Below are 22,884 nucleotides of genomic sequence, written 5' to 3'. Positions count from 1 at the left end.
CCGTTATTGCCGTTCAATCCAGGATTTTACTGAGCATACTTTCCTTGGAATTCGTGAACTCGCTTGCTGAAAAGTAAATAGTGAGCGCCGCGCGCAGGAAGCACTGCAGCAGCAATCAAGACAGCGCTCATATAGATGCTGCTATCGCTGATTTCTATGGCAGCGCCGAGAGAGCCCTGAGCCGCAATGGCGCAGATGATCGCCAGAATATTGCAAGCAATCACACTTCCGTAGAAAGCAAAAAGCGAAACAGTCAATGAAAATGCGACATAGCCCAAATTGTTTGGCGTAGGCCCAAACAGGATTGGCCATACAGAATAGGCGACATACAAAGTGATAATGAGCGCAAGAAAGGCGGGTGGTCTTTTCATGTCTGGATTAGCTTTCGTCCGATTTGAATGCTGGCAAAAAACGCCGGAATACTAGCCATATTTTCAGCCGCTGTCGTTACGCGTTCCAACCGATCTCATTCCCGAACGCCTCGGCCGATACCTGTCAATTGAAGGGCGCTCACGCTATCGTGGCTCCGAACAATCAACCAAAAGGCTACAACAGGATGAAGCCCCTGGACCTGACGCGTTTCGACCTCAACCTGTTGGTGGTGCTCGAGGCGCTTTGGGCCGAAAGACATGTCGGTCGCGCCGCCGAACGATTGCACCTGTCCCAGTCCGCCACCAGCCACGCCTTGTCGAGGTTGCGTACCGCTTTCGATGATCAGCTGTTTATCCGTCACCCCCGAGGCATTGCCCCGACGCCGCTGGCCACCGAGCTAATGCCGAGAGTCGCGGCGGTGCTTGAGTCGGTCAGGCTTGTCGCCAGTCCACGGGGCTCGTTCGATCCCAGTCGTTTACAAGCCGAACTCAACGTGGCGGCCACCGATCACGCGGTGTTGACCGTCATCGTCCCGGCACTGGCCCGGATTCAGGCCGCCGCGCCCGACGTGGTGTTGAAACTCAGGCCGGCCGATGGCGAATCCGCTCTGCGCCAACTGGACGCCGGCGAGCTGGACATCGTGCTGGGCTCGGGCTCTTTCGCCCAGATCCCGCAGCGATTTGATTGTCAGCTCATCCATCAGGAGCGTTTCGTCGGCATCGCGCGCAAGGGCCACCCGGCGTTGGTCAAGCGCGGCAAGAAATTGCACATGGAACTGGATGACTTCGTGCGCCTGCCGCACATCTTGGTTTCGCCACGCGGCGATGCTCGGGGCGCCGTCGACGAGGCGCTGGAGAGCCTCGGTCGGACTCGCAAGGTGAGTGTCACTTGCCCGAGCTTTCTGGCCGTTCCGTTCATGATCGGCGCGTCTCAATCCATCGCCGTGGTGGCCGAGCGCGTCGCCTTGCAGTTGCAAGAAACTGCGCAACTGAGCCTGTTCGAACTGCCCTTGGCGCTCCCCACCTGGGAGGTGCTCGTTGTTCGAGCACGTGGGCGCGCCAACGAGCCCGCCATCGAGTGGATCACGAACATGATGATCGCCGACTGAGGCGTCATGAATCTGGTGCATCAACAGGCTGTGTAAAAGCCATTGGATCGCCTGCGTCGGTCTTCCTAGAGTTCGGTTGTCGTTCATTCACCCCCTCAGGAATACCCCATGCGCACAGAGCCCACTTTGGTCATGATCCCGTGCTTCGCCGGGGCCCCGTGGCAGCTGAACCAGATGACCCACTTGCAGAACCGCCCCCTGCGCACCCTGCGTTTGCCGGACGACGTGTGCGAGCTGGAAGCGTTGGCCAACGTCATCACCGACCAGGTGAAAGACCTTGAAAGCTACGTGCTGGTGGGCGATTCCTACGGAGCAGTGTCCTCGATCGCGGTGGCGGCGCGGCAGCCGAAAGGCCTCAGAGGATTGGTGCTCTCCGGCGGTTTCGCCAGGAGCCCGATCACCTCGCCCTGGCTCAAGACCCTGGCAGCCCTTGCACCCTTTTTCCCTGGCCCGTTCTACCGGCAGATGACCCTGCGCATTCACGCCGCGCAATTGGCGTCGGCGTTCGACAGGGAAGGGGAGATCCCCTGGTCAACCGACAAGAGCCGCGCCTTCTTCATCAAGGAAACGTCCCACAAGGCCTACATCAACCGCATGCGCTCGATCGAGAAAGCGGACTACACGGCGCTGCTGAAAAAGATCGACGTGCCCACACTGATTCTCACGCCCGAGGAAGACAAACTGATCGGCAAAGACGCCGCAGGCGTTCTCCTCAACGGCATCAAGGGTTCGCAGGAAGTCATCCTGCTGCGCACCGGGCACATGTTCAGGTTTTCGCATCCGGGGGCGTATTCGCTGGAGATCAAAAGGTTTCTGGAGCGGGTGTCGCTTTAGGTTCATGCAGCAAGACATGATCCGAGTGCCAGGGCAAAGGATGCCCCGAGCTTACCGACCGTGAGGTATGGCCCGCTGCAACCTGCCGCTCAAACGCAAGCCATCGCGCACATTCAGCCCCATCAGCGTGAGATTGACGGCCCCTGCGATGAGTTCGATGACCTGTACGATGTAAAACCACATGTCGAATCTTCCAGTGGCCGCCCATAGGTTGAGCGCAATTGCGCACGGTACAAGCACCAACAGACCATTGGCGGAAATGAACGGCATACGTTTCTTCTTTGAGCCCACCAGGCGTCCTTGCCGTGATCGGCTCAGCAGCATTCCGCTCGCCCCGGCCAGCACCATCGTCGGGATCAGCACCCAAAGTCCGGGGCTGACGATCAGGTGCTTGAGCTGGGCGATCGACTGCCGGGCTCCCATGGTTTCGACAAGAATCGTCGATAGAAAGAAAGTGGCGATGCAAAACAGTGCCAGCATGCTGGCGGTCAAGTGGAGTCGTTTCAGCATTTATCGAATACCGTCAGTCAATTGGGCGTTACTCAAGCGGTACAGATGTTCGGCACCGCGACCTTGGTAAACAGATGCGGCATGGCCATGGCGCTGGAGGGGTAACGGTTCAGCTAGAAAGCATGATGACCTCCAGCTTGTAAACATGATGACAATGTGGTGCGAGGTGTCGAAACTCTAGTTAATTGACACCATGGTGTCAATATGGAAAGGTTCGCACCATGAAGAAGCCAAACCACACCCCCGCTGGGCGCGCGATGACTGATCTGGTCCTTGAACTCTTTCGAGCAAGTGCACGAATGATCACGGCAGGCGATCGCCTCGTAGCAGAAATAGGTCTCACAAGTGCCCGCTGGCAGCTCCTGGGAACGATTGTCAATGCCGATCGGGCGCAACCCGTCTCATGGATTGCTCGCGACATGGGCGCGAATCGCCAGAACGTTCAGCGGATCGTCAACGATCTCGTGAAGGATGGACTGCTGGAGTTTCAGCCGAATCCTCACCATCGCCGAGCGCAGCTGGTTGTGCTGACGGATGCCGGAAGAGAAGCATTCGAACGTGCGATGAAACTTCAAGCGCCCTGGATCAACACACTTTCGGAGGGGCTGGATGTCGATGACATCCAGACGACCCACAATGTGCTGAACCAGCTCCGCAACAGGCTTGAGGAAGACCAAAGGGACTAACCCGCCGATATCTGAAACCCAATGCGGATCGATATAGCGCTGAGAGGGGACGTATTTATTTTTCCGGAAATAGATACGTCCCCTTTTTACTATGCGGCACTTGCCGACAACGACTGTGCGCCTTTGCCAACTCAAGCAGTCAGCGAACATCCAGAAAACAATGACGAGATTGGCCAGCAGAGAAGCAAATCAACGCCTTGGTCGCGCCGCATCACACCGCGTTTATTTCGCGTCAACTGATCGCACGTTGACACCATAAAGCCATCTCCTATTGTTCTCCGCAGACCGCATCCAGGGACCGGATGAGCCGGACAGCCTTTGCGGGCGCGGTCGTTTATGCCATTCCTCCAAGGAGCAGCAAAATGTCCAGTGCGACCAATACTTACGACGTGCTCGTCAATATCGATGCCGATTACCTGATTGCCCATCCCAACGACGTCGGCGGTGCGATTTCCATGCTGGTGACGCGCGATGCCGTCGATCCGCATGCCAGCGGCAGCACCGGCGAAGGCGGCAACGAGTTGTGGATCGATGTCAAAACCGGCGACAACATCCGCTGGCGTGCCACCACGCTGTCGCGCAACTTCGACCGCATCGCACAGATCAAAAACGTTCAGCCCGGCGACCCTCACCAGGGCGGCGATTACAAAGGCACCATCTCGACACCGGTCTCTTTCAACGTGCCCGGCGTGGTGATCTACCTGAACAAGGGTGCTCCCGGCGGTATTTCCAAAACCGATGTGACGTACAGCCTGTGGCAAGCCACTGCTCTGAATCCAGGAAAACTCTGGTACACCATCAACTTCGCCCTGTACGACCGTGACCTTAATCAGATTGGCACGGACCACACCTGGGATCCCTACATCACCGTCAATAACCAATAACTGAACTGCAAAAAGCCCGGCTAGATACTCTTCGTCAGTGACGAAGGTGTCTGGCCGGGCTTTTTATTGACTTTCGTTAGTCTCGTTCAGGGAATGTTGGGGCGCGTAATGCTTGAATAGTCCTAGCCGTGGGCTAGGCTCAAATTCAACTTTCCAGAGAGCAGGACTTCATTTTCAGCATTCGCGTGCTTTCCGGACTGGAGCCAAAAAGAACAACTTCACTAAAGGGTTACCGATGGATCGATATGATGCCCCGCTTGTTGTAGAGCGCACTTGGCGGGCAGGCATGTTGAAGGGATTGATTACAAGAAATCCATGCCTGAGCATTTTCTTCATGACGCTGGCCGTGTTCATGGTGTTGCAGTACAAACCTGCCGTCCTCAACTACACAACACGCTTTGTCGACTTCGCCGATTACATGCTGGCGAACGGCGTCACGCTGTTTCCCATTGCCGACGACCTCAAACCCTATCCCGACTATACGGTTCTCAACACCTTACTGGTCTATCTGGCTTCCTTGCCGTTTGGCCGCGTCTCCATTCTTTCGATGGGCCTGCCTTCCTGCATTGCCGCTTCTCTGATGCTGGTGTTTATTTATCGGCTCGGGGCGCTGCATAACAAAAAGTGGGGCGCGTATGGCGTACTTTTCAGCCTGTTGACCTGGGCCTTTCTGGACGGCGTGAACTCACTGGCACTTGATATCTATCCGGCCCTGTTCACGTTGATCTGCTTCTACGTTGCCTATTCGGCCGAGTTGAAAAAAGACCCGCGGCGCCTGGTGTTCCTGTTCGTGGGGCTGGCGCTGGGCTTTGCGTTTCGTGGGCCTATCGGTTTGATCGGGCCCGCCTGTGTCATCGGGGCTTATTACCTCCTGAGCCGCCAATGGCGCATGTTGCTGCTGTTTTCATTCCTCTCGGGCCTGATTCTGGTCGCCGGGGTTGTGCTGTTGGCATGGGCCGCGTACCTGCAAGGGGGGCAAACGTTCCTTGAAGACGTGCTGAATATGCAGGGCATCGGGCGCTTTGGTTCCGACCACGCACCGCGCTATTACTTCTACTTTTCCGCAGGCCTGTTTACTTACGGTTTTACGGTGTTTTACGCCATCAGCGTGATTCTGAAGAAGTACAAACTGTTCTTCCGCTCGACCCGCGATAAAGACATCGACCTGCTGCTTTATCTAACTGGGTGGCTGCTGGTGCTGCTCGTACTGTTCACGATCCCAAGCTCCAAGAAAGCACGTTACATACTGGCAATCACCCCGGCTATTTCCTTGTTGGCCGCCTACCTCTTTGTCAGCCATGAAGCGGCATTCGTGCGCGCCAAAAACGGCTTGATGCAGTTCTGTCTCAAGTTGCCGGCGTTGGGTTTGGGCCTGCTGCTGTCGGGGCTGGTGTACAACAACTGCGCCGAAGTCCCGTTGCAGCCCAACTACCTGGGCGCAGGCCTTGGACTGTTTGCGCTGTTGAGCTTCTACCATGCCAAACGCGAGTACTTCGCCGAGCATCGCTACCGTGAGTTCATGACGCTGTCGTTTGGGGTAGGGGCTTTTCTGATACTGGATATGTTCTTCTTCAACCCCATCACCTACCACCTGGAACTCATGATCGAGCCCACGCCGAAGTTTCTGCCGTATTGGTTTTGGTGAGGTGACAGGAGGATTGAGGCGTTTTAGAGAGCCTCAATCCTTCTCAGGGCATTTGAAGCCCCAAGAATAAATCTTCATGTCCTCGACCTCTTCCCCGACAGTCGCCACACCCAGGCAGACGCCATTCCTGACGTAGTTGAAACTGCAGAATTGAAGGCCAACCGTGCACGACTCGACTTCCGTGAAGCCTTTTCTCTGGAGGATGTTTTCGACCCCGTATTCACCTGTGTAGGTCGGGTTCGGCTTCCAGCCGTTTTTGATCAAGGCCTTTCGTGCGTTTACAAAGGGCATGTGTTCTTTGATCGGGACGTCCGTTGCGTGGGAAAGGGGGCTGATGCAGCAGAGAAGGCTGATGAGGAGTGGTTTTAGTTTCATTTGATGGTACTGACAGAGCCTCTGTGATTTTTCCCGATTGCATTCAAAGTCTGGAGGAGATTTCCTTCCAGATGTAGCCGTAGTTGTACTGCAGCCAACGAACCAATGCCTTATCGAATTGCCGGCGAAACCAGTTACGTTTTCTTGCCGCCAGCCTTTCCTCTATCGAGACTCTGAGTAAATCGGGATCGAACCCCGTCCATACCGGGGGGACGGCTGCCACAAGGTTGGTGAAACAAACCGGTGCGACCTCTTCATAAAGGATTTCGTAAACTACGTCAGGATCGATGTCTCTAACCTTATCCGCGATATAGTCATATTCGACCGGAAAGTCGTTGAATGGCCAGGAGAGTGCAGCTCTGACTTCGGACAGCTGCGGCTCACTCAGAAAATGTCCCAATGCGAAAACTCCTCCAGCTCTTCATCCAGTGAGTCAGCCGCTGCTTGGCCTGCAACACCACCTGCAACAGTCCCTATCAAGACGACCGCGATCGCGCAAATAGGTGCGCCAGGGCCACAAATGGCACTGATGCCTATTCCTGCGAGGATACCGCCCGCGGCACCAGCACCGACAATGATGCCTTGGCGCGCTGTTTCTTTGGCCTTATTTTCAGCATTCAATATTTGATAGGTGGCCAGAGCGGCAGTCACGAGAACGCCAAGTTTGCCCATGATCAACATTTTTTTTGTTCCGCTCGTGAACTTGGCGTTATCTCGGCCTGCGGATTCCAAGATGGTGTAGTGCACTTTGTTCTTTTCTACCTCTGAAAGGCTGTCGTAACCTTTTTTGAATAGGGTTTCAGAGTACATGTCCAGTAGTGTTTTGAGGGCCTTTCCGTCTTTTTTCTTCTTTTGAACAATCGCCAATCCCTGCGCAGAGGTGAATTTGCGGTGTTCCATCATGATCTTGTTGCGCATTTCATGGCTGAATTTCACACCCTCTTGCGCCGTAATCTTCCCGGCTTTTACATCCTCCAAGGTTTGCTGAGACATACGCTTGATGTTCTTGAGATAGTTCGCCCTGACCTTTTCATCAGAGATTGCATCCAGCGAGAACCTCAGGGCAGCACCTTCCATAAGCTCTAACGCCCTGTCGAGGGGGGAGTCTTTCAAGGCGTGTTCGCGTTGAACAACATAGCTGCCAGTGACGATGTACGGCTCTGTCATAGGACGTTCCTTATCCTAAAATTTTGTTCAATAAACTATCGGTGAGGGAGGGGGAGTCGGCAGGCGGCTCATCGTCGAATTTGAGCATGAGGCAGGTTTTGCCCGAGGGATTTGAGAATTTGACGGCATTGTCTTTGTTGAACACCCCCGGAAGCGTTGAACCATCCTCAAAGTGCGCGGTGCAGGATAAGCCTTCATAGCTTTCGTCCGCAGGAATTCTAAAACCAATCCACTTTGGCTGACCGGGCAGGAGCGTTGGAGGAATGAATTCGCAGGGTGTGTGCGAGTCGCCAATAATCACCGTCCCCGACCCACCGATGACAATGCTGCCATGGGTTCCGCCGGTATCGATGGTGGCGGCATTCTTGCCATTGATGAAAACGGTTGAGGACAGGCCAGAGGACAGTGCGCTGCCACAAGTGCAAGTGTCACCTTGGCGTGCGGCGGGTAGGCCGTCGAAAAATACGTCGGGAGAACCTGTTGCGATGGGGTTGGTGCCATGCCCAGGTAATGGACAACTCGATGGATCACTCTTCCGTGCCGCTGGTTTAGCCATGATGACCTCCTGTCAACAATCCTTGTGAGTGGCACAACCTAACACGAACGCAGCGTTTATTAGTAACCCTCGGATATGACGTCCCGTGCTCACGGGAGGTTAGTGTGGCCCCAGTATTGAACGAGCCTCACTGTAGAAGCAGCCGCATACTGCTTCTACAGAGCCTCGTGGGTTATGCGACTTCGACGTGATCCAGCGCCTGATTCACCGCCAGCTCGGCAATCATCACCACTTGCGCGATACCCAGCGCCGTCTTGCGGTTCGAGGGATCGAGCAGGGCGGCGAAGTTACTGAGCATCTCGCTCGCCGAACTCAGGGTTTCGCTGGCATTGGCCAGCAAACATTCAGTGTTGTACTTCGGATTGGCCAGGTACATCCGCTCGGGCTCGTTGCAGGACGACATGACCCCGGCGGCGGGGAAGAGGTAGTGATCCAGCGCACGCTCGGCGGCGTCGTGGAGTTTTTTGGAGTTGGGGGATTCGTAGGGGGAGGTTGGGTCGGTTTCGGGTGGGTTGGGTGTTGGTTTGATCATGGGTGTATCTCCTGGAAAGCAATCTAGGAGCCATCACCTTTCGCTACCAAACGTAAGGTGGTGGCCATGCTCAGGTTGGTAGACCGGTCCAGGAACCCGGCGCTTCCGAAGAAGCCCTGCGCACGGCCACCATAAAGAAGCAGAGACGAAAATAATCCCTGCAAAGAGGTGGCGCCATGCGCCTGGAAATACCGGGCTACCAAACCCGATCACTGATTTTCAGTGACCCCGAAACGATAAGACCCACATGCCAGACGCACAAGCCGGCGGATTCTGGCGTAGTCGTAGGCAATGGCGCAAGGCGTTGTAGCCTTGGGGAAGTTACGGCGGGTTGCTTTAAACGGATTTGTTTAAGCACTGAAAGGTAAGGGCTTATTTCCTGAACAACAGTCCCGTCCCATACTGGAAAAAGGGGACTGATTTATTTCTTAGAAAATAAATCAGCCCCCTTTACTGCTAATCGATCGACTAGGGATAGTGTTCACAATGGATGATCGAAGTTGTTCGAGCTTACGATACCTAGAAAAGCGCTTGCAGTTGCTGGATACTCCCGATGGCGCCCCAGGTGGTATTACACGAGCATATGTGCCCGATGGAAGAGCAAGTACAATGCATGAGGCCGACCTTCAAGTCCGCAGCAATCTCGCCAGTACGCGGTACCGTCCCAAGCCCCGAGCGCTCTGCGCCATGGTTCGTGCTTCCGGAGTGGTGGCTTTCCGGAATCGACTTCGATCCGAACAGAAATCCAGCGCGATGACCGTGGTGCGTGTCGCAGCCACAGTGATCTTCATGCTTGGGCTGGGCGCAGTGTCTGCCGCTGCGCAGCCGTCAGCAAGCACCGCAGAACAGATAACAATGAGGGTGCCGCCCACCGGAGCGCGCGTATGCCTGGGGTGGCAGCAAGGCCAAACTCCGGCGCCTCAATCGTGTACAGCTTCTGGGCCGCTGATCTTAGTACCAAAACAGGACGGCATGTTGCGTGCAGGCCGTCCCGACTACGAGACGGTGGCTGGCCAACCTTTGAGCTCGTGCGTGCGGGATCGGGTGTCCGGGTTGGTCTGGGAGGGCAAGCCAGATAGCGGCAGACCTGCGTTCATACGTAGGCCGATTGGCCCGCCCGACCTGGGCTATAGCTCGCTGGTCAATACGTACGGACCGCACAACCAGCCGACACCAGGAAGCCGGGCCAATACCGACGCTTACTCTTACTATGGCGATGGACGGCCGGGTGACGCCATGGCTTATGTGGCACAGGTGAATACGATGCGGTTGTGCGGCTTTACCGATTGGCGCCTGCCCACGGTGGCTGAGCTGCAGGGCTTGATCGATATGGGCGAACTGATCAATGTACTGGCCGATAAAAGGCCCCCAGAGGCGGCCGTCGATGTGCAATGGTTTCCCAACACCGTGTCGGGGAATTACATGACCTCCGAGCCTGCCGATATGACCCGCATATGGTGCGTAAGCTTCGACTCCGGATCTGTCAACAGGTGCCACCGAAGGATGACAAGCGACACTGCGCCGTTGTTTGTTCGCTTGGTGCGCGGCCCCGAAGCTCCGGAGGCAGGGCGCTATCGCGCAGTAGCCGACGAGCGCGGCGTGCCCGGCGGCGTGGTTGAGGACCGCCACACCGGCCTGGTGTGGCGCCGCTGTCAGGAGCCTCAAGTATGGAGCGGCCAGCGCTGCATCGGGATGCCTGTTCGCTACCGCTACCTGCGAGCCTTAGTAGACGCCAGCGCGCAACCGGGCTGGCGCCTGCCCACCATCAAAGAAGTCAACAGCCTTGCCGAGCGTTGGTTCAATATAGTGAACATACCCGCTGCCGATTTCCCGGCGCCCGGAACATCGCCGCTGCACGAGGGCTATTGGACTTCTACCGTCTGCAACGGTGGCTCCGAGACGCGGGACAGCAGTTCATGGGTCAGGGTCTGGGTGTTGTGGCGCGACGGCAACACTACCTGCGAGCCGCTCGTTTTGAACCTTGAGGTCCGACTTGTACGTGAGTGAAGTGCGATTTCCAGTGACCACGCGTTTCCATATATTCCTATGGGCACAAGAATATCCGTGAAAAGCATTATCATAGCTGTTGTAGGGGTTATGGCGTCGATCTTGGCAAGCTCCACGCAGGCTTCCAGCTGGCAGGTCTGTAAGTTAGAAGTAGAGATCACCGCGAGGGGGAAGCAGCCCTACCCCGAACTCCAGGGCCGTGTGGCGTCAGTTAAGGCTGACCCCGCAGACGCTCAGTGCCCGAAGACAGGAACGGTGATCACCTTCGAGCCGGAGAGCGCCGACTGGCAAAGTATGATCCCGCGTAAGCTCTGGCCTGCGTCCGGCCAATGGGTAAGGATGCGTTACCAGTACCTGGATGGCATCTGCAAAGGCGACGGCAACAGCCACCCTTGCAGGATCGAGCATTACCCGATGGACTGGTGAAACGGCGTCAGCTATGCACCAGCACTTGCATCGCCACACGCAACGGCGCCGGCGACTACCGGTGATGGGTGCCTTCGCCGAGTTCGAGCGCGCCATGATCCGTGAACGGCAACGCGAGGGCATCGCCCTGGCCAAACAACGCGGTGCCTACCGAGGCCGCAAGAAAGCCCTGTCCGGAGAGCAGGCTGTTACCCTGCGGCGCAGGGCGGCGCAGGGCGGCGGCCGGCGAGCCCAAGGCACAACTGGCCCGCGAGCTCAACATCAGCCGGGAAATACTCTACCAGTACCTCCGCACGGATGACTGATCCATGCCGCGTCGCTCGATCCTCTCGGCAACGGAGCGGGAAACCCTGCTTGCGCTGCCGGAGAGTCAGGATGACCTGATTCGTTATTACACCTTCAACGACTCCGATCTGTCGCTGATCCGCCAGCGGCGTGGCGATGCCAACCGCCTGGGCTTTGCGGTGCATCTTTGCCTGCTGCGCTACCCCGGCTATGCGCTGGGCACCGACAGGGACCTCCCTGAATCGGTGATCCAGTGGGTGGCCAAGCAGGTCCAGGCCGAGCCGACGAGCTGGGCGAAGTACGGCGAGCGCGACGTGATCCGCCGAGAGCACGCCCAGGAACTGCGCACCTACACGTCACGAATGTCCGCTTCTGGCCGAAAGCGGACCTTGGCGAACTCCTGCGTTTACTCGGTTTTACTATCCAACTTACGCCTTAACCCACCGCCCCCGACTCCAAGCACTCAAAAAGTCGACCGCAAACACCAACCCCAACATAGCCAAAATCACCGTCCCCGCCTGCGCCTCCTGAAACAAACTCAAGCTCACATACAACATCTGCCCCAACCCCCCAGCCCCTACAAACCCCAGCACGCTCGCCATCCGAATATTGTTCTCCCACCGATACAAACAATACGCCAGCAACTGCGGCGCCAGGTTCGGCAGCGTGCCGTAGCAGAACGCCAAAACCGGATTCCCCCCTTGCAACCGAATCGCCTCCGCCGGTTCCGGTGGCGTGTTTTCCAGCGCTTCCGCAAACAACCGCCCCAACACGCCCGTGGTGTGCAGGGCGAGCGCAAGTGTCCCTGCATTCGGCCCCAGCCCAGCCGCAAGCACCATCAACGCAGCCCACACCAGTTCGGGAATGGCCCGCAGGGCATTGAGCAACAGGCGCGCAGCACTCTGGAAAAACCAGCCAAATCGTCCAGCGGCTGGGAGCGCCAAAAGCAGTCCCAGCACGGCAGCAAGGAGGGTGCCGAGGGCGGACATGGCGAGGGTTTCCATTGAGCCGCGCAGGATAGCGCTCAGGTAGCCGGGGCTGAGATCGGGGCTGAGGAAGCGACTCACGTACGAGCCCATTTGTTTCAGGCTGGTAGCGCTGCCGAGTTCTTCCAGGTCGAGGCCGAGGTAGGCGAATGAGGCGATAACGGCGGCGACGATGGCGAGGATCAGCAACGGATTGATCAGGCGTTTCATGCCAGCCTCCAGCGCAGCAGGCGGCTGAGTTGGTCGGCGCCGAGGACGAGCAGGAGGAAGGTCAGGAGCATGCTGGCGACTTCGCCGCCGGCGAACATGCGGATCGACAGGTCGATCTGTTGGCCGAGGCCGCCGGCGCCGACGAAGCCCATCACCACCGAGGCGCGGATGGCGCATTCCCAGCGATAGACGGTGTAGGAGAGCAGTTCCGCCGCGACGTTGGGCAGGACGCCGTAGGCGAAACTGGCGAGGCGGCCGCTGCCGGCCTGGAGCAGGGCGTGGGCCGGGCGTTGGTCGGTGGATTCGAATATTTCGGCGTAGACCTTGCCGAGCATGCCGCTGTAGGTGATCGCGATGGCCAGCACGCCCGCCGCCGGGCCGAGGCCGACGGCGCGTACGAACAGCAGCGCCCAGACGATTTCCGGCACGCTGCGCAGGAAGATCAGCAGTCCGCGCACCGGCCAGCGCAGCAGTCGGCCCAACAGGCTCGGGCGGCCGCTGCGTGAGGCGGCGGACAACGACAAGGCGCGGCTGGCAAGCAGGCTGGCCGGCACCGCCAACAACAGCGCCATGGCCATGCCGGCGGTGGCGATGGCCAGGGTTTGCAGGGTGGCTTTGAGCAGTAGTTGAAGAAAGTCCCGATCATGCTCCGGTGGCCAGAACGTCGAGACAAACCGGCCGATTTCGTTCTGATTGTCGGCACGCAACAGCACGCCCACATCCAGTTCGCTGAGCTGAATCCCCGGCCACAGCAAGGCAATCGCCAGCACGGTCAGCAGCAGCCGTGGCAGCGCGGCGGGGTCGCGGGTGTCGGCGCTCAGCATCGGGGAATCTGCACAACCAGCGGCGGCACGGTCGGCGCCGGGGATTGCAGTTGTTCATTGGCGTAGAGGGTGTCGAGCATCTCGCGGCTGACCTGCGCGGACGGGCAGTCGAAGAGGATTTGCCCCTCGCGCAAACCGATGATGCGCGGGAAGTGCGCCAGCGCCAGTTCCACCGCATGCAGGCTCGCGACCAGCGTGACATTGTGCTCCCGGGCATGGCGCGACAGGATCGACAGTGTGTGCCCGGCCAGCACCGGGTCCATGGCCGAGACCGGTTCGTCGGCCAGCAACACCTCCGGCGCCTGATACAAAACGCGGGCAATGCCTACTCGCTGCAATTGCCCGCCGGAGAGTTGCTGGCATTGGCTGAAGAGCTTGTCCGCCAGATCCAGTCGTGCCAGTGCGGCGCGGGCGCCGGGCACGTCGAGCGGATGCAGCAGGTTGATCAGGCTTTTGCCCAGGCTCCATTGCCCGAGTTTGCCGGCCAGCACCGCCGTCACCACCCGTTGCCGGGGTGGCAGCGGTGGCGCCTGATGGATCAGGCCGATGCGGGCGCGCAGCCGTTGTCGCTGGTGGGCGGACAAGTGCCAGGCGCGCTCGCCCAGCACTTCGATGTCGCCGCTGCTGGGCCGAATGGCGGTGGCCAGCAGGTTCAACAGACTCGATTTGCCGGCGCCGGACGGGCCGATGATCGCCACCTGTTCGCCGGCCTCGATCTGCAAATCCACGCCGCGCAGGGCTTCGACGCCATGGGTGTGGCGCAGAAAGCCCTGCTGGAGGCGCAAGGTCATTTCAGCAATTCGGCGGCGCGGGCGGCTTCCTCGATGCCTTTGTAGTTGTCCGGGCTGGTGGCGATGAAGCGGCTGGCGGCTTGCAGGTCGAGGATTTTCTTCTGCTCGGGGTTGGCTGGGTCGAGGTCAAGGAAGGCCTGTTTGATCTTCGCCGCCAACGTCGGGTCAAGGGTGCCGCGCACGGTCCAGTTGTAATCGAAGTAGGTCGGGGTGGTGGCGAAGACCTTGACCTTGTTGGTGTCGACCTTGCCGGCGTCCACCAGTTTCTGCCAGACGCTGGCGTTCAGTACACCGGCGTCGACCTTGCCGGCCTGTACCCAGGCGACGGTGGCGTCGTGGGCGCCGGAGTAGCCGACGCGGCTGAAATAGGTTTCCGGTTTGATGCCGTCCTTGAGCATGAAATAGCGCGGCATCAGGCTGCCGGACGTGGACGACACCGAACCGAAGGCGAAGGTTTTACCTTTCAGGTCGGCGAGGCTTTTGACGTTCGGGTCGGCGGTGATGAATTTGCTGGTGAACTGCGCGTCCTGCTCGCGCTGGACCAATGGAATGACCTTGGGATCACTTTTCAGTTGTGCCTGGACGAAGGTGAAACCGCCGAGCCACGCCATGTCGAGGCGGTTGGTGGCCAACGCTTCGACCACCGCCGGATAGTCGGCCACCGGCACAAACTCGACTTTCATGCCCAGTTTCTGCTCCAGATAAGCCCCCAGCGGCTCGAACTTGCGCAGCAGCTCGGTCGGGGCTTCGTCGGGAATCGCGCTGACCTTCAACACGTCCGCGGCGTGCGCCAGCACGGCGGACAGGGACAGGGCCAAACCAGCGGTCAGTGCCAGGGTTCGCTTGAGCATGGAGTTCTCCGTTTCGTGGTCGTCTGGATCGATGCGCGGGTGATGACATTCGTCATCGGGTGCAAAGTCAGGTTAGACGAAACGGCGCGATTGCGAGGGCTCAGTCCACTTGAGAGAAACGCTCCACCAGCCAATCGATGAACACCCGCACCCGATTGCTCAAATGCCGGTTCGGCGGATACAGCAAATGAAACGGGTACGCCGGCGGCCGCCAGTCCGTGAGGATCGGCACCAGTTCGCCGCGCTCGATGACGGCCCTGACCGTGTAGCTGAAGGTGTGGATGATCCCCAGTCCCGCCAACCCGGCCGCCAGATGCGCGTTGCTCTCGTTGACGCTGACCAGGCCTTTGCCTTCGATCTGATGGCGTTCGCCGTTGCGCTGGAAGTTCGACGGCAGGATGCGCCCGGTGGAGGCCGAGCGGTAGGTGATCATCTGGTGGTTGGCCAACTCCTGCGGGTGGGTCGGTGAGCCGTGGCGTTGCAGATAGTCGGGCGTGGCGCAGGTGGTCCAGGACACTTCGCCGAGGCGGCGCACGGCCAGGGTTTGCTCGGTCAGCGGGCCGCCGCGAATCACGCAGTCGACGCGCTCGCTGATCATGTCCACCGGGCGGTCGCTGACGCCCAGATCAATCTGAATATCCGGGTAGCGCTCGAAGAACTTCGGCAGCTCAGGAATCACCAGCATCGTCGCGGTCGAGCCGCCGATGTCCACGCGAATTTTGCCGCGCGGCAGTCCTTGGGCCTGGCTGAAACCCTGATCGATGTCGTCCAGTTGATGCAGCAGTTGTTGCGTCAATTGGTAGTAGGAAGCGCCGTCGGCCGTGACGGTGAGGCGGCGAGTGGTGCGTTGCAACAGGCGCACGCCGAGGTGGCTTTCCAGTTGCCCGATCAGTTTGCTGACGGTGGTTTTCGGCAGGTTCAGCGAGTCGGCGGCTTTGGTGAATGAGCCGCTTTCCACGACGCGGGCAAAGGTGCGGATCGCCATTAACTGATTCATCGGCTCGGGCTCGGAGGGGAAGGCAGGGCTGAGTATTGTGCATGTCTGTGCACAAACAAAACCGATTTGGCGGATTTTTCAATTCAATCCATCGGCCTAAAGTCGCTTTCAACGGCTCACCTACGACCCGTCACCTTCCTTGAAACGGTTATTGGAGACACATCATGAGCAACAGACTTGAAGGCAAAATCGCACTGATCACTGGCGGCACCACCGGCATCGGCCTGGCCTCGGCGCAGGAATTCGTCGCCCAGGGTGCCACCGTATTCATCACCGGTCGTCGTCAGGCGGAGCTGGACAAAGCGGTCGCCGCCATCGGCCCACGGGCCATCGGCATTCAGGGTGACGTGGCGAATCTGGACGATCTGGATCGCATCTACCGCGAAATCGCCGAGAAGGCCGGGCACCTCGACATCCTGTTCGCCAACGCCGGTGGCGGGGACATGCTGCCGCTGGGTTCGATCACCGAAGAGCACTTCGACCGGATTTTCGGCGCCAACGTGAAGGGCACGCTGTTCACGGTGCAGAAGGCTTTGCCGCTGTTGCGCGATGGCGCATCGATCCTGCTGACCTCATCGACCACTTCGGTGCAGGGCACGGAAAACTTCAGCGTCTACAGCGCGAGCAAAGCGGCGGTGCGCAACTTCGCCCGGTCGTGGTTGCTGGACTTGAAGCCCCGGCGCATCCGCGTCAACGCCATCAGCCCTGGCCCGGTGCGTACGCCAGGTCTGGCGGGGCTGGTGCCGGCGGAACACGCTCAAGGGTTGTTCGATAAACTGGCGTCTATCGTGCCGATCGGGCGTCTGGGTGAGCCGAGCGAAATCGCCAAGGCTGCGTTGTTCCTGGCGTCGGATGACAGCAGTTTCGTCAACGGCATCGAGTTGTTCGTTGACGGTGGCACCGCGCAGATCTGATCTGATCCGATCTGATTTAAGCCGCTTAATGCCCCGGCACTTGTTCAGTCGAGTGCCGGGGCTCGTCCGTTTCTTCGGCCGGCGCGTTATCCCAGATCAGACGCGGGTCGAAACTCATCGCCGAGAGCATGGTGAACACCACCACGAGGCCGAAGAACAGAATCCCCGGTCGCGGCTCGATGTCCCCCAGGGCCTGGAACTTCACCAGCGCCGCCACCAGCGCGACCACCAGCACATCGAGCATTGACCAGTAGCCGATCAACTCGACGAATCGGTACAGCTTCGAGCGTTCCCGGCGCGCCCAGTGACTGTCCCGCTGCACGGTCACCAGCAGCAGCGTCAGCGCAACGAATTTCACCCCCGGCACCGCGATGCTGGCGATGAAGATGATCAAGGCAATGTCCCACGCGCCGTGTTCCCAGAACTCCAGCACGCCGCTCATGATGGTGCTGTCGGCGCCATTGCCGAGCAGCGTGGTGTTCATCACCGGCAGCAGATTCGCCGGCACGTAAAACGCCAGGGCAGCGAACATGTAGGCCCAGGTGCGGGCCAGCGAGTTGGTCTTGCGCCGGTGCAGCGGCGCATCGCAGCGTGGGCATTGGTGCGGTTCGCCGGTCATGTCGCAGGCCAGTCCGCAGCTGTGGCACAGGCAGAGGTTGAGTTCGCTGGCAGTCGGTGGTCGCTTCATAGGATGTCCCACAGTTCACGCACGTCGCGCCCGGCAATGCGGATCAGCAACAGGCTGAGCACGGCCAACGCAAACAGGCCGATGCCGGGAATCACGTCGAGCATGCCCGCCAGTTTGAACACCGCGACCATGGCGCCGAGCAGACACACTTCGAGCATGCTCCAGGGCCGTAGCGTTTCCAGCCAGCGCATGCACACCTTGAAGGCCGGGCAACGGCGCGAGGCGAGGGCGAAGCTCAGGACCCAGATCAACAACACCAACTGAAACGCCGGGGCGATGATGATCGAGATCGCCGCGACCATCGCCATGAAGGTGATCGGCCCCTGACTCAGCGCCAGTACCGAATCCCACAGGGTCGCGCTGTTTTTCAGGCCCTGCATGCTGATGCTCATCACCGGGTAGAAATTGGCGAACAACCACAGCATCGCCGCCGTGAAACTCAGGGCCAGCCGTTGTTCCACGGTCAGGTCGCTATAGCGCTGGAGCACGCCGCCGCAGCGCGAACAGAGGGTTTTCTGATGTTTGGCGAGCGTGGCGTGTTCGTACACGCAGTCGCAATGCTCGCAGATGATCAGTCGATCGGTGCTGGCCATGGGCGCTCGTTGGGAGGAGGGCGTGAACCCCTTCAATATAGGCGCGTTGAGGCATTCGACAACTTTCACATCTCGAAGCGCGCCTTTGGTCTGGCCGGCAGACACGTCACCGGAACCGTTCCATACTCCTGTGCGCCAATGGTAAATCGACCTTCATCATCCGCAGGAGAAACGCCATGAGTGAAAAACCGACGATTGTGCTGGTGCACGGATTCTGGGGCGGTGCCGCGCACTGGGGCAAAGTCATTGTTGAATTGACACGCAAGGGCTACAGCGCAATTCAGGCCGTGGAAATGCCACTGACCTCATTGGCCGACGACGCCGAGCGCACCCGCAAAATGATCGCCCAGGTGAACGGGCCGGTGCTGTTGGTCGGGCACTCGTATGGTGGGGCGGTGATCACTCAGGCCGGCAATCAACCGAATGTGGTCGGGCTGGTATACATCGCCGCGTTCGCTCCGGATCAAGGCGAAAGCCCCGGCGGCATCACCCAGGAACATCTGCCTGCCGCCGCGCCGAATCTGGCGCCGGACAGCGACGGTTTCCTCTGGCTCAAGGCCGACAAATTCCATGAAAGCTTCTGCCAGGACCTGCCGGCGGATGAGGCGCTGGTCATGGCCGTGACGCAGAAAGCGCCGCTGGCCAGCACCTTCGGCGATGTCATCAGTGATCCGGCGTGGAAGCACAAACCGTCCTGGTATCAGATTTCCAGTCAGGACCACATGATTCACCCGGACAACCAGAAGCGCATGTCCGCCCGGCTCAATGCGAAAAAAGTGATCACCCTCGACGCCAGCCACGCTTCGCTGGCCTCCCGCGCCGCCGAAGTGGCGGCGTTGATCGACGAGGCCGCCAAGGCCTGACAACGACCACGCAACCGGCCGTTTTCAAACCGGTTGCGTGGCATCTTCTTCCGCGATGGCCGCCCGCACGCTGGGCCGTTCGGCGATACGCGTCATGTAGTTCGCCAGTGCTGGCCAGTCTTCAATGGCGATACTGAATGTCGGCAGCCACTTCAACACCGTGAACAGATAGGCATCCGCCACGCCGAACGCCTGCATCAGAAAGGGCTGGGTCGCGAGGATGCGGTTCAGGTAATCCAGACGTTTGAACAGTTTGTGTTTGAAGATCGTTTTGGTGGATTCCGGGATTTCGCTGCTGAACAACGGCGCGCTGCCCCCATGAATTTCCGAACTGATGAAGTTCAGGTATTCCTGCAGGCGCGAGCGCTCCCAGGTGCCATTGGCCGGGGCCAGCGAATGCCCCGGCACCAGGTCCGCGAGGTATTGAAGAATCGCCGGGCCTTCGGTCAACACTTCACCGTTTTCCAACATCAGCGCCGCCACGTAGCCCTTCGGATTGATCTCGCGAAAGTCCCGGCCGTCGGCAGTGCGCTTGGTCTGGTTGTTGACCCGGATCAGTTCGAACGGCAAGTCCAGTTCACGCAGCACGATGTGCGGGGACAGCGAACAGGTCATGGGCGCGAAGTACAGTTTCATGGGATCTCCTTTCAGATGAAGGCCCAGAATCCAATACCGCTGCGCCGCTTCGCAAAGGACATCTGTAGTGCTAGCGTATGACAAAATCTCATGGACTGAAGAAACCCTATGCTCCCCCGACTACCGTCACTCAACGGATTGCGCGCCTTCGAATGTGCGGCTCGCCATTTGAGTTTCACCCGCGCCGCCGAAGAGCTGAACGTCACGCAAACTGCGATCAGCCATCAGATCCGTCGCCTCGAAGATGAGCTGGGTGTGCGCCTGTTCATGCGCTTGAAAGATGGGTTGGCGTTGACCGATGAGGGCAATGCGTACTTTCCCGGGATTCGTTCGGCGTTTCTGGAGCTGCGGCACTCCACCGAACGGTTACTGGAGTCGAATAACCACAGCGTCCTGACGATCAGTACCCTGGTTTCGGTAGCGTCCAAATGGTTGCTGCCGCGCCTGCCGTCATTTCGCGAGGCGCATCCCGAGATCGATGTGCGGATCAGCGCGTCCACCGAACTGGTGGATTTTCGCAAGGGCGGCATCGATGCGGCGATCCGCTATGGCACCGGCGAATGGCCGGGGTTGCGGGCCGACTGGTTGATGTCCGACGAGATCTTCCCGGTGTGCAGCCCGCGACTGTTGACCGGCGAAAACGCTTTGAAGGCGCCAGCGGACCTGATCAATCACCCTTTGCTGCAAGTCAGCGGCCTGACCGCCAATGACTGGCGCGACTGGCTGCACGCGGCAGGCCAGCCAATGCTCCCGGCCAAAGGCCCGCGCATGACCTTCGACCTGGCGATGATGGCGGTGCAGGCCGCGATTGACGGGCAGGGCGTCTGTATCGGCCGCTCGACCTACGTCGAGGACGACTTGCGGGCCGGAAGGCTGGTGGCGCCGTTTGATCTGCGGCTGAAATCCGATTCCGGTTTCTACTTCGTCACGTCCCATGAAAACGCCGATTCGAAAAAAATCGTCGCGTTCAGGCAGTGGCTGTCGCAGGTGCTTTGAGTTGTATGCGCGTGTATCAATCCCGCCGCCGTACACACTGGGGTAACTTACGCCGATATCAGGACACATCCCGTGTACATGCCTTGCTCAGAGTGACTGTCGACACATCACTATTTCCGAGAGGGCAACACCATGCGCCGCACACTTCTGATGACCGCTGCAGCCGTACTCGTTTCAATGACCGGCCTCGCGCACGCGGCTGACACCCAAACCGCCGCCCCCGCGAAGAGCTGGCAACAAGGCCTGAGCCGCACGGATCTCGTCCGCCAGGATTTGGGCGCAGCGGATCGTGAAGTGATTCAGGCGCGGGTCGATTTCGAGCCGGGCATCACTTCGCCCCGGCATGCGCATCCGGGCGTTGAAGTCGCCTATGTGATCAGCGGCACCTTCGAATATCAGCTGGAAGGCCGGGCACCGGTGACACTCAAGGCGGGAGACTCGCTGTTCATCCCGGAGGGCGTGGCGCACATCGCGAAGAACGTCGGCAACGAAAAGGGTTCGGAACTGGCGACTTATATCGTCAAGAAGGGCGAGCCGTTGTTGATCCTCAAGCAATAACGTCCGGGAAACTGAAAAGGCCTGCCACAGTGGCAGGCCTTTTTGTTGTTGGTGGATTCAAGGCAGGCAGATGATCAAGCCGATATTGCCGCCCCATTCAAATTAAAAGAACTTCAGCGTACATCCACCTCTTTCACATTCCCGGCCGATGCTCTTTGCCTGCGCCTCTGAAGCCAGCTGAAAAACGCATGCACCGGATGAAGAACGGCGGTCAGCACGCCAAGCAGCAGGATGATGAAGAGGATGATCAGCGGGACGCTTTCGTGCGAGAACATGGTGGGTTACTCCTGTAGTCACTATGTTGGAACCCGCAGACTAGACGCATCCGGCGATGTTTTTGGTGAACGTATGTTCATCCTCGGGCGCTTCGATTGTGCTACGGCAAGGCTTGGGATCGGCTCCGGAATTGTCAGAAATTCAAAGGCCCGGCGTTGGCAACGAACGCCATCCATCGCATGCTGAACGTCTTATTCATCGTCACTGAAGAGGCATCCCTTGCAGACCCTTCGCCGTGCTCAATCCGAAGACGCCGCGCCCATCGCCGCGCTGGTCGATGAGGCCTACAGCCCCTACATCGCCCGAATCGGCCGCAAGCCTGCGCCCATGCTCGATGACTACGAACAAGTGCTGCGCGAAACCGATACGTTCGTGCTGACCGACAACGATGAAATCCTCGGTGTGCTGGTGATGAGCCAGGAAGGCAACGAACTGCTGCTGATCAACGTCGCGGTGTCGCCTCGGCACAAGGGCAAAGGCCTGGGCAAAGTGCTGATGTCGTTCTGCGAAGTACATGCGTTGAGTCTCGGTTGCGAAGCGGTGCGGCTGTACACCCATGAGCGGATGACTGAGAACATCGCCATCTATGAAAAGCTCGGTTTTGTGGAAACCCATCGCGCCACCGAGGATGGATTTGCCCGGGTTTTCATGCGCAAGGCGCTGGCCGGTTCTCGCTGACTGTCACGCCGGTATGCCGCACACGAGTGATGTAAAAAAAAGCCCGAAGCAGTGCTTCGGGCGTTTGAGGATGAAGCCGGCGTAAACCTGTTTCAGATCAGGCGCAGGGTCACGTCGATATTGCCGCGAGTGGCCTTGGAGTACGGGCAGGTCTGGTGCGCGGCCTCCACCAGTGTCTGGGCGACCGAAGTTTCCAGCCCCGGCAGGCTGACATTCAGGCGTGCCTGAAGGAAGAATGCATCACCGGTCTTGCCCAGATCGATTTCGGTTTCCACCGCCACATCGGCCGGCAGTTTGATTTTCAATGCGGCAGCGGCCTTGCCCATGGCGCCGATGAAGCAGGCTGACCAACCGGCCGCCAGCAATTGCTCCGGGTTGGTGCCGCTGCCAGCGGAGCCGGGTGGCGACAGTTTGATATCCAGGTTGCCGTCCGAACTGCGCGAGGCGCCATCGCGTCCGCCGGTGGTGCGGGTCTTGCCGGTGTACAGCACGGTGTCGATTTGATTGATCATGGGAATGCCTGCCTGAGTGAGTGATGGAGTCGGAAACGAAGGCTCCGATGGCCCACACTTTTGCATCGGCATGTACCCGGGATGTGTCCTGCAGCGGGGGGTTATGTATCGCTGTGTAGCGGCC

At 59.1% G+C, this 22,884-nt stretch carries 29 protein-coding genes and 2 pseudogenes; 14 read left to right on the top strand and 17 right to left on the bottom strand.

The features are described from left to right. Positions 1-26: 26 nt before the first annotated feature. Positions 27-371, bottom strand: coding sequence for a hypothetical protein (locus AC1RR7_RS07235; protein WP_493156850.1), 345 nt, complete (start codon positions 369-371; stop codon positions 27-29). Positions 372-556: 185 nt separating this feature from the next. Between AC1RR7_RS07235 and AC1RR7_RS07230 the strand changes: the two genes are divergently transcribed. Together AC1RR7_RS07230 and AC1RR7_RS07225 are read left to right on the top strand one after the other, a co-directional pair. Next, positions 557-1,480: a LysR family transcriptional regulator gene (locus AC1RR7_RS07230; RefSeq protein ID WP_493156848.1), complete on the top strand. Its 924-nt coding sequence runs from the start codon at positions 557-559 to the stop codon at positions 1,478-1,480. Positions 1,481-1,588: 108 nt separating this feature from the next. Then, positions 1,589-2,314: an alpha/beta fold hydrolase gene (locus tag AC1RR7_RS07225; RefSeq protein WP_493156846.1), complete on the top strand. Its 726-nt coding sequence runs from the start codon at positions 1,589-1,591 to the stop codon at positions 2,312-2,314. A 51-nt stretch (positions 2,315-2,365) separates the two neighbouring features. On the opposite strand, the gene AC1RR7_RS07220 is transcribed toward AC1RR7_RS07225, so the two are convergent. Next, positions 2,366-2,824: a hypothetical protein gene (locus AC1RR7_RS07220; protein ID WP_493156844.1), complete on the bottom strand. Its 459-nt coding sequence runs from the start codon at positions 2,822-2,824 to the stop codon at positions 2,366-2,368. A 221-nt stretch (positions 2,825-3,045) separates the two neighbouring features. Here AC1RR7_RS07220 and AC1RR7_RS07215 point away from each other — a divergent pair, with 221 nt between their 5' ends. The 3 genes from AC1RR7_RS07215 to AC1RR7_RS07205 all read left to right on the top strand — a co-directional run bounded on the left by AC1RR7_RS07215 (position 3,046) and on the right by AC1RR7_RS07205 (position 6,039). Beyond that, the gene (locus AC1RR7_RS07215) at positions 3,046-3,510 is read left to right on the top strand and encodes a MarR family winged helix-turn-helix transcriptional regulator (protein ID WP_176504876.1); all 465 of its coding nucleotides are present in this window, start codon (positions 3,046-3,048) and stop codon (positions 3,508-3,510) included. Positions 3,511-3,872: 362 nt separating this feature from the next. Continuing rightward, a complete protein-coding gene (locus AC1RR7_RS07210; RefSeq protein ID WP_493064700.1) occupies positions 3,873-4,394 on the top strand; it encodes an AidA/PixA family protein in 522 nt (173 codons plus the stop codon). A gap of 334 nt (positions 4,395-4,728) precedes the next feature. Then, on the top strand, positions 4,729-6,039 hold the full coding sequence (locus tag AC1RR7_RS07205; RefSeq protein ID WP_493156993.1) for an ArnT family glycosyltransferase: 1,311 nt from the start codon (positions 4,729-4,731) through the stop codon (positions 6,037-6,039). A 33-nt stretch (positions 6,040-6,072) separates the two neighbouring features. Here the strand turns inward: AC1RR7_RS07205 and AC1RR7_RS07200 are convergent, their stop codons facing one another. The 5 genes from AC1RR7_RS07200 to AC1RR7_RS07180 all read right to left on the bottom strand — a co-directional run bounded on the left by AC1RR7_RS07200 (position 6,073) and on the right by AC1RR7_RS07180 (position 8,669). Further along, positions 6,073-6,414 (bottom strand): hypothetical protein, encoded by a 342-nt coding sequence (locus AC1RR7_RS07200; protein WP_255261947.1) that lies wholly within the window; start codon positions 6,412-6,414, stop codon positions 6,073-6,075. 43 nt (positions 6,415-6,457) lie between these two features. Next, positions 6,458-6,814, bottom strand: coding sequence for a DUF7079 family protein (locus tag AC1RR7_RS07195; RefSeq protein WP_102621589.1), 357 nt, complete (start codon positions 6,812-6,814; stop codon positions 6,458-6,460). Next, a complete protein-coding gene (locus AC1RR7_RS07190; RefSeq protein WP_493156842.1) occupies positions 6,799-7,581 on the bottom strand; it encodes a hypothetical protein in 783 nt (260 codons plus the stop codon). Before AC1RR7_RS07190 ends, AC1RR7_RS07195 begins: the two co-directional genes overlap by 16 nt. Before the next feature lie 10 nt (positions 7,582-7,591). Beyond that, positions 7,592-8,137 carry a PAAR domain-containing protein gene (locus AC1RR7_RS07185; protein ID WP_493156840.1) on the bottom strand — a complete coding sequence of 182 codons (546 nt, stop codon included), beginning with the start codon at positions 8,135-8,137 and terminating at the stop codon, positions 7,592-7,594. Between the two features lie 172 nt (positions 8,138-8,309). Continuing rightward, positions 8,310-8,669, bottom strand: a complete 360-nt coding sequence (locus AC1RR7_RS07180; protein WP_096821752.1) for a DUF6124 family protein — start codon at positions 8,667-8,669, stop codon at positions 8,310-8,312. Between the two features lie 486 nt (positions 8,670-9,155). Here AC1RR7_RS07180 and AC1RR7_RS07175 point away from each other — a divergent pair, with 486 nt between their 5' ends. From AC1RR7_RS07175 to AC1RR7_RS07160, 4 genes and pseudogenes are all read left to right on the top strand, one after another. Next, entirely contained in the window at positions 9,156-10,676 is a 1,521-nt protein-coding gene (locus AC1RR7_RS07175) for an Lcl C-terminal domain-containing protein (RefSeq protein WP_493156838.1), read from the top strand. A gap of 57 nt (positions 10,677-10,733) precedes the next feature. Then, entirely contained in the window at positions 10,734-11,102 is a 369-nt protein-coding gene (locus tag AC1RR7_RS07170) for a hypothetical protein (protein ID WP_273536288.1), read from the top strand. Positions 11,103-11,157: 55 nt separating this feature from the next. After that, positions 11,158-11,407, top strand: a pseudogene (locus AC1RR7_RS07165) (helix-turn-helix domain-containing protein); the annotation flags it as partial. A 3-nt stretch (positions 11,408-11,410) separates the two neighbouring features. Then, positions 11,411-11,740 (top strand): annotated as a pseudogene (locus AC1RR7_RS07160) (DUF4158 domain-containing protein); the annotation flags it as partial. A gap of 75 nt (positions 11,741-11,815) precedes the next feature. Here the strand turns inward: AC1RR7_RS07160 and phnE are convergent. The 5 genes from phnE to AC1RR7_RS07135 all read right to left on the bottom strand — a co-directional run bounded on the left by phnE (position 11,816) and on the right by AC1RR7_RS07135 (position 16,046). Next, positions 11,816-12,583, bottom strand: a complete 768-nt coding sequence (gene phnE / locus AC1RR7_RS07155; RefSeq protein WP_273536289.1) for a phosphonate ABC transporter, permease protein PhnE — start codon at positions 12,581-12,583, stop codon at positions 11,816-11,818. After that, entirely contained in the window at positions 12,580-13,407 is an 828-nt protein-coding gene (locus tag AC1RR7_RS07150) for a PhnE/PtxC family ABC transporter permease (protein WP_273536290.1), read from the bottom strand. Before AC1RR7_RS07150 ends, phnE begins: the two co-directional genes overlap by 4 nt. After that, on the bottom strand, positions 13,401-14,198 hold the full coding sequence (locus tag AC1RR7_RS07145) for an ATP-binding cassette domain-containing protein (RefSeq protein WP_273536291.1): 798 nt from the start codon (positions 14,196-14,198) through the stop codon (positions 13,401-13,403). Before AC1RR7_RS07145 ends, AC1RR7_RS07150 begins: the two co-directional genes overlap by 7 nt. Next, positions 14,195-15,049: a putative selenate ABC transporter substrate-binding protein gene (locus AC1RR7_RS07140; RefSeq protein WP_273536292.1), complete on the bottom strand. Its 855-nt coding sequence runs from the start codon at positions 15,047-15,049 to the stop codon at positions 14,195-14,197. The genes AC1RR7_RS07145 and AC1RR7_RS07140 overlap by 4 nt, the downstream gene beginning before the upstream one ends. A gap of 100 nt (positions 15,050-15,149) precedes the next feature. After that, entirely contained in the window at positions 15,150-16,046 is an 897-nt protein-coding gene (locus AC1RR7_RS07135) for a LysR family transcriptional regulator (RefSeq protein WP_493156834.1), read from the bottom strand. Between the two features lie 164 nt (positions 16,047-16,210). Between AC1RR7_RS07135 and AC1RR7_RS07130 the strand changes: the two genes are divergently transcribed. Further along, on the top strand, positions 16,211-16,960 hold the full coding sequence (locus AC1RR7_RS07130; RefSeq protein ID WP_493156832.1) for an SDR family NAD(P)-dependent oxidoreductase: 750 nt from the start codon (positions 16,211-16,213) through the stop codon (positions 16,958-16,960). 25 nt (positions 16,961-16,985) lie between these two features. Here the strand turns inward: AC1RR7_RS07130 and AC1RR7_RS07125 are convergent, their stop codons facing one another. Both AC1RR7_RS07125 and AC1RR7_RS07120 read right to left on the bottom strand, forming a co-directional pair. Beyond that, entirely contained in the window at positions 16,986-17,648 is a 663-nt protein-coding gene (locus AC1RR7_RS07125; RefSeq protein WP_102622277.1) for a paraquat-inducible protein A, read from the bottom strand. Then, positions 17,645-18,241, bottom strand: a complete 597-nt coding sequence (locus AC1RR7_RS07120) for a paraquat-inducible protein A (RefSeq protein ID WP_493156830.1) — start codon at positions 18,239-18,241, stop codon at positions 17,645-17,647. Before AC1RR7_RS07120 ends, AC1RR7_RS07125 begins: the two co-directional genes overlap by 4 nt. Before the next feature lie 176 nt (positions 18,242-18,417). Here AC1RR7_RS07120 and AC1RR7_RS07115 point away from each other — a divergent pair, with 176 nt between their 5' ends. Then, entirely contained in the window at positions 18,418-19,104 is a 687-nt protein-coding gene (locus AC1RR7_RS07115; protein WP_493156828.1) for an alpha/beta hydrolase, read from the top strand. 24 nt (positions 19,105-19,128) lie between these two features. On the opposite strand, the gene gstA is transcribed toward AC1RR7_RS07115, so the two are convergent. After that, the gene (gene gstA, locus AC1RR7_RS07110) at positions 19,129-19,740 is read right to left on the bottom strand and encodes a glutathione transferase GstA (protein ID WP_493156826.1); all 612 of its coding nucleotides are present in this window, start codon (positions 19,738-19,740) and stop codon (positions 19,129-19,131) included. Between the two features lie 108 nt (positions 19,741-19,848). Between gstA and AC1RR7_RS07105 the strand changes: the two genes are divergently transcribed. Together AC1RR7_RS07105 and AC1RR7_RS07100 are read left to right on the top strand one after the other, a co-directional pair. Then, positions 19,849-20,736 (top strand): transcriptional regulator GcvA, encoded by an 888-nt coding sequence (locus AC1RR7_RS07105; protein WP_102622281.1) that lies wholly within the window; start codon positions 19,849-19,851, stop codon positions 20,734-20,736. Positions 20,737-20,868: 132 nt separating this feature from the next. After that, complete coding sequence (locus AC1RR7_RS07100; RefSeq protein WP_102622282.1) at positions 20,869-21,294, top strand: cupin domain-containing protein; 426 nt, start codon at positions 20,869-20,871, stop codon at positions 21,292-21,294. 113 nt (positions 21,295-21,407) lie between these two features. On the opposite strand, the gene AC1RR7_RS07095 is transcribed toward AC1RR7_RS07100, so the two are convergent. After that, entirely contained in the window at positions 21,408-21,569 is a 162-nt protein-coding gene (locus tag AC1RR7_RS07095) for a hypothetical protein (protein WP_173861392.1), read from the bottom strand. Positions 21,570-21,789: 220 nt separating this feature from the next. On the opposite strand from AC1RR7_RS07095, the gene AC1RR7_RS07090 reads away from it, so the two are divergent. Beyond that, on the top strand, positions 21,790-22,248 hold the full coding sequence (locus AC1RR7_RS07090; protein ID WP_493156824.1) for a GNAT family N-acetyltransferase: 459 nt from the start codon (positions 21,790-21,792) through the stop codon (positions 22,246-22,248). A gap of 92 nt (positions 22,249-22,340) precedes the next feature. On the opposite strand, the gene AC1RR7_RS07085 is transcribed toward AC1RR7_RS07090, so the two are convergent. Next, a complete protein-coding gene (locus tag AC1RR7_RS07085) occupies positions 22,341-22,760 on the bottom strand; it encodes an organic hydroperoxide resistance protein (RefSeq protein WP_102622284.1) in 420 nt (139 codons plus the stop codon). Positions 22,761-22,884: the final 124 nt, after the last annotated feature.

Source organism: Pseudomonas sp. GW821-FHT11G12 (assembly GCF_058808055.1).
Note: the sequence above shows the minus strand (reverse complement) of the source record. Positions and strands in the feature narration are given on the sequence as shown.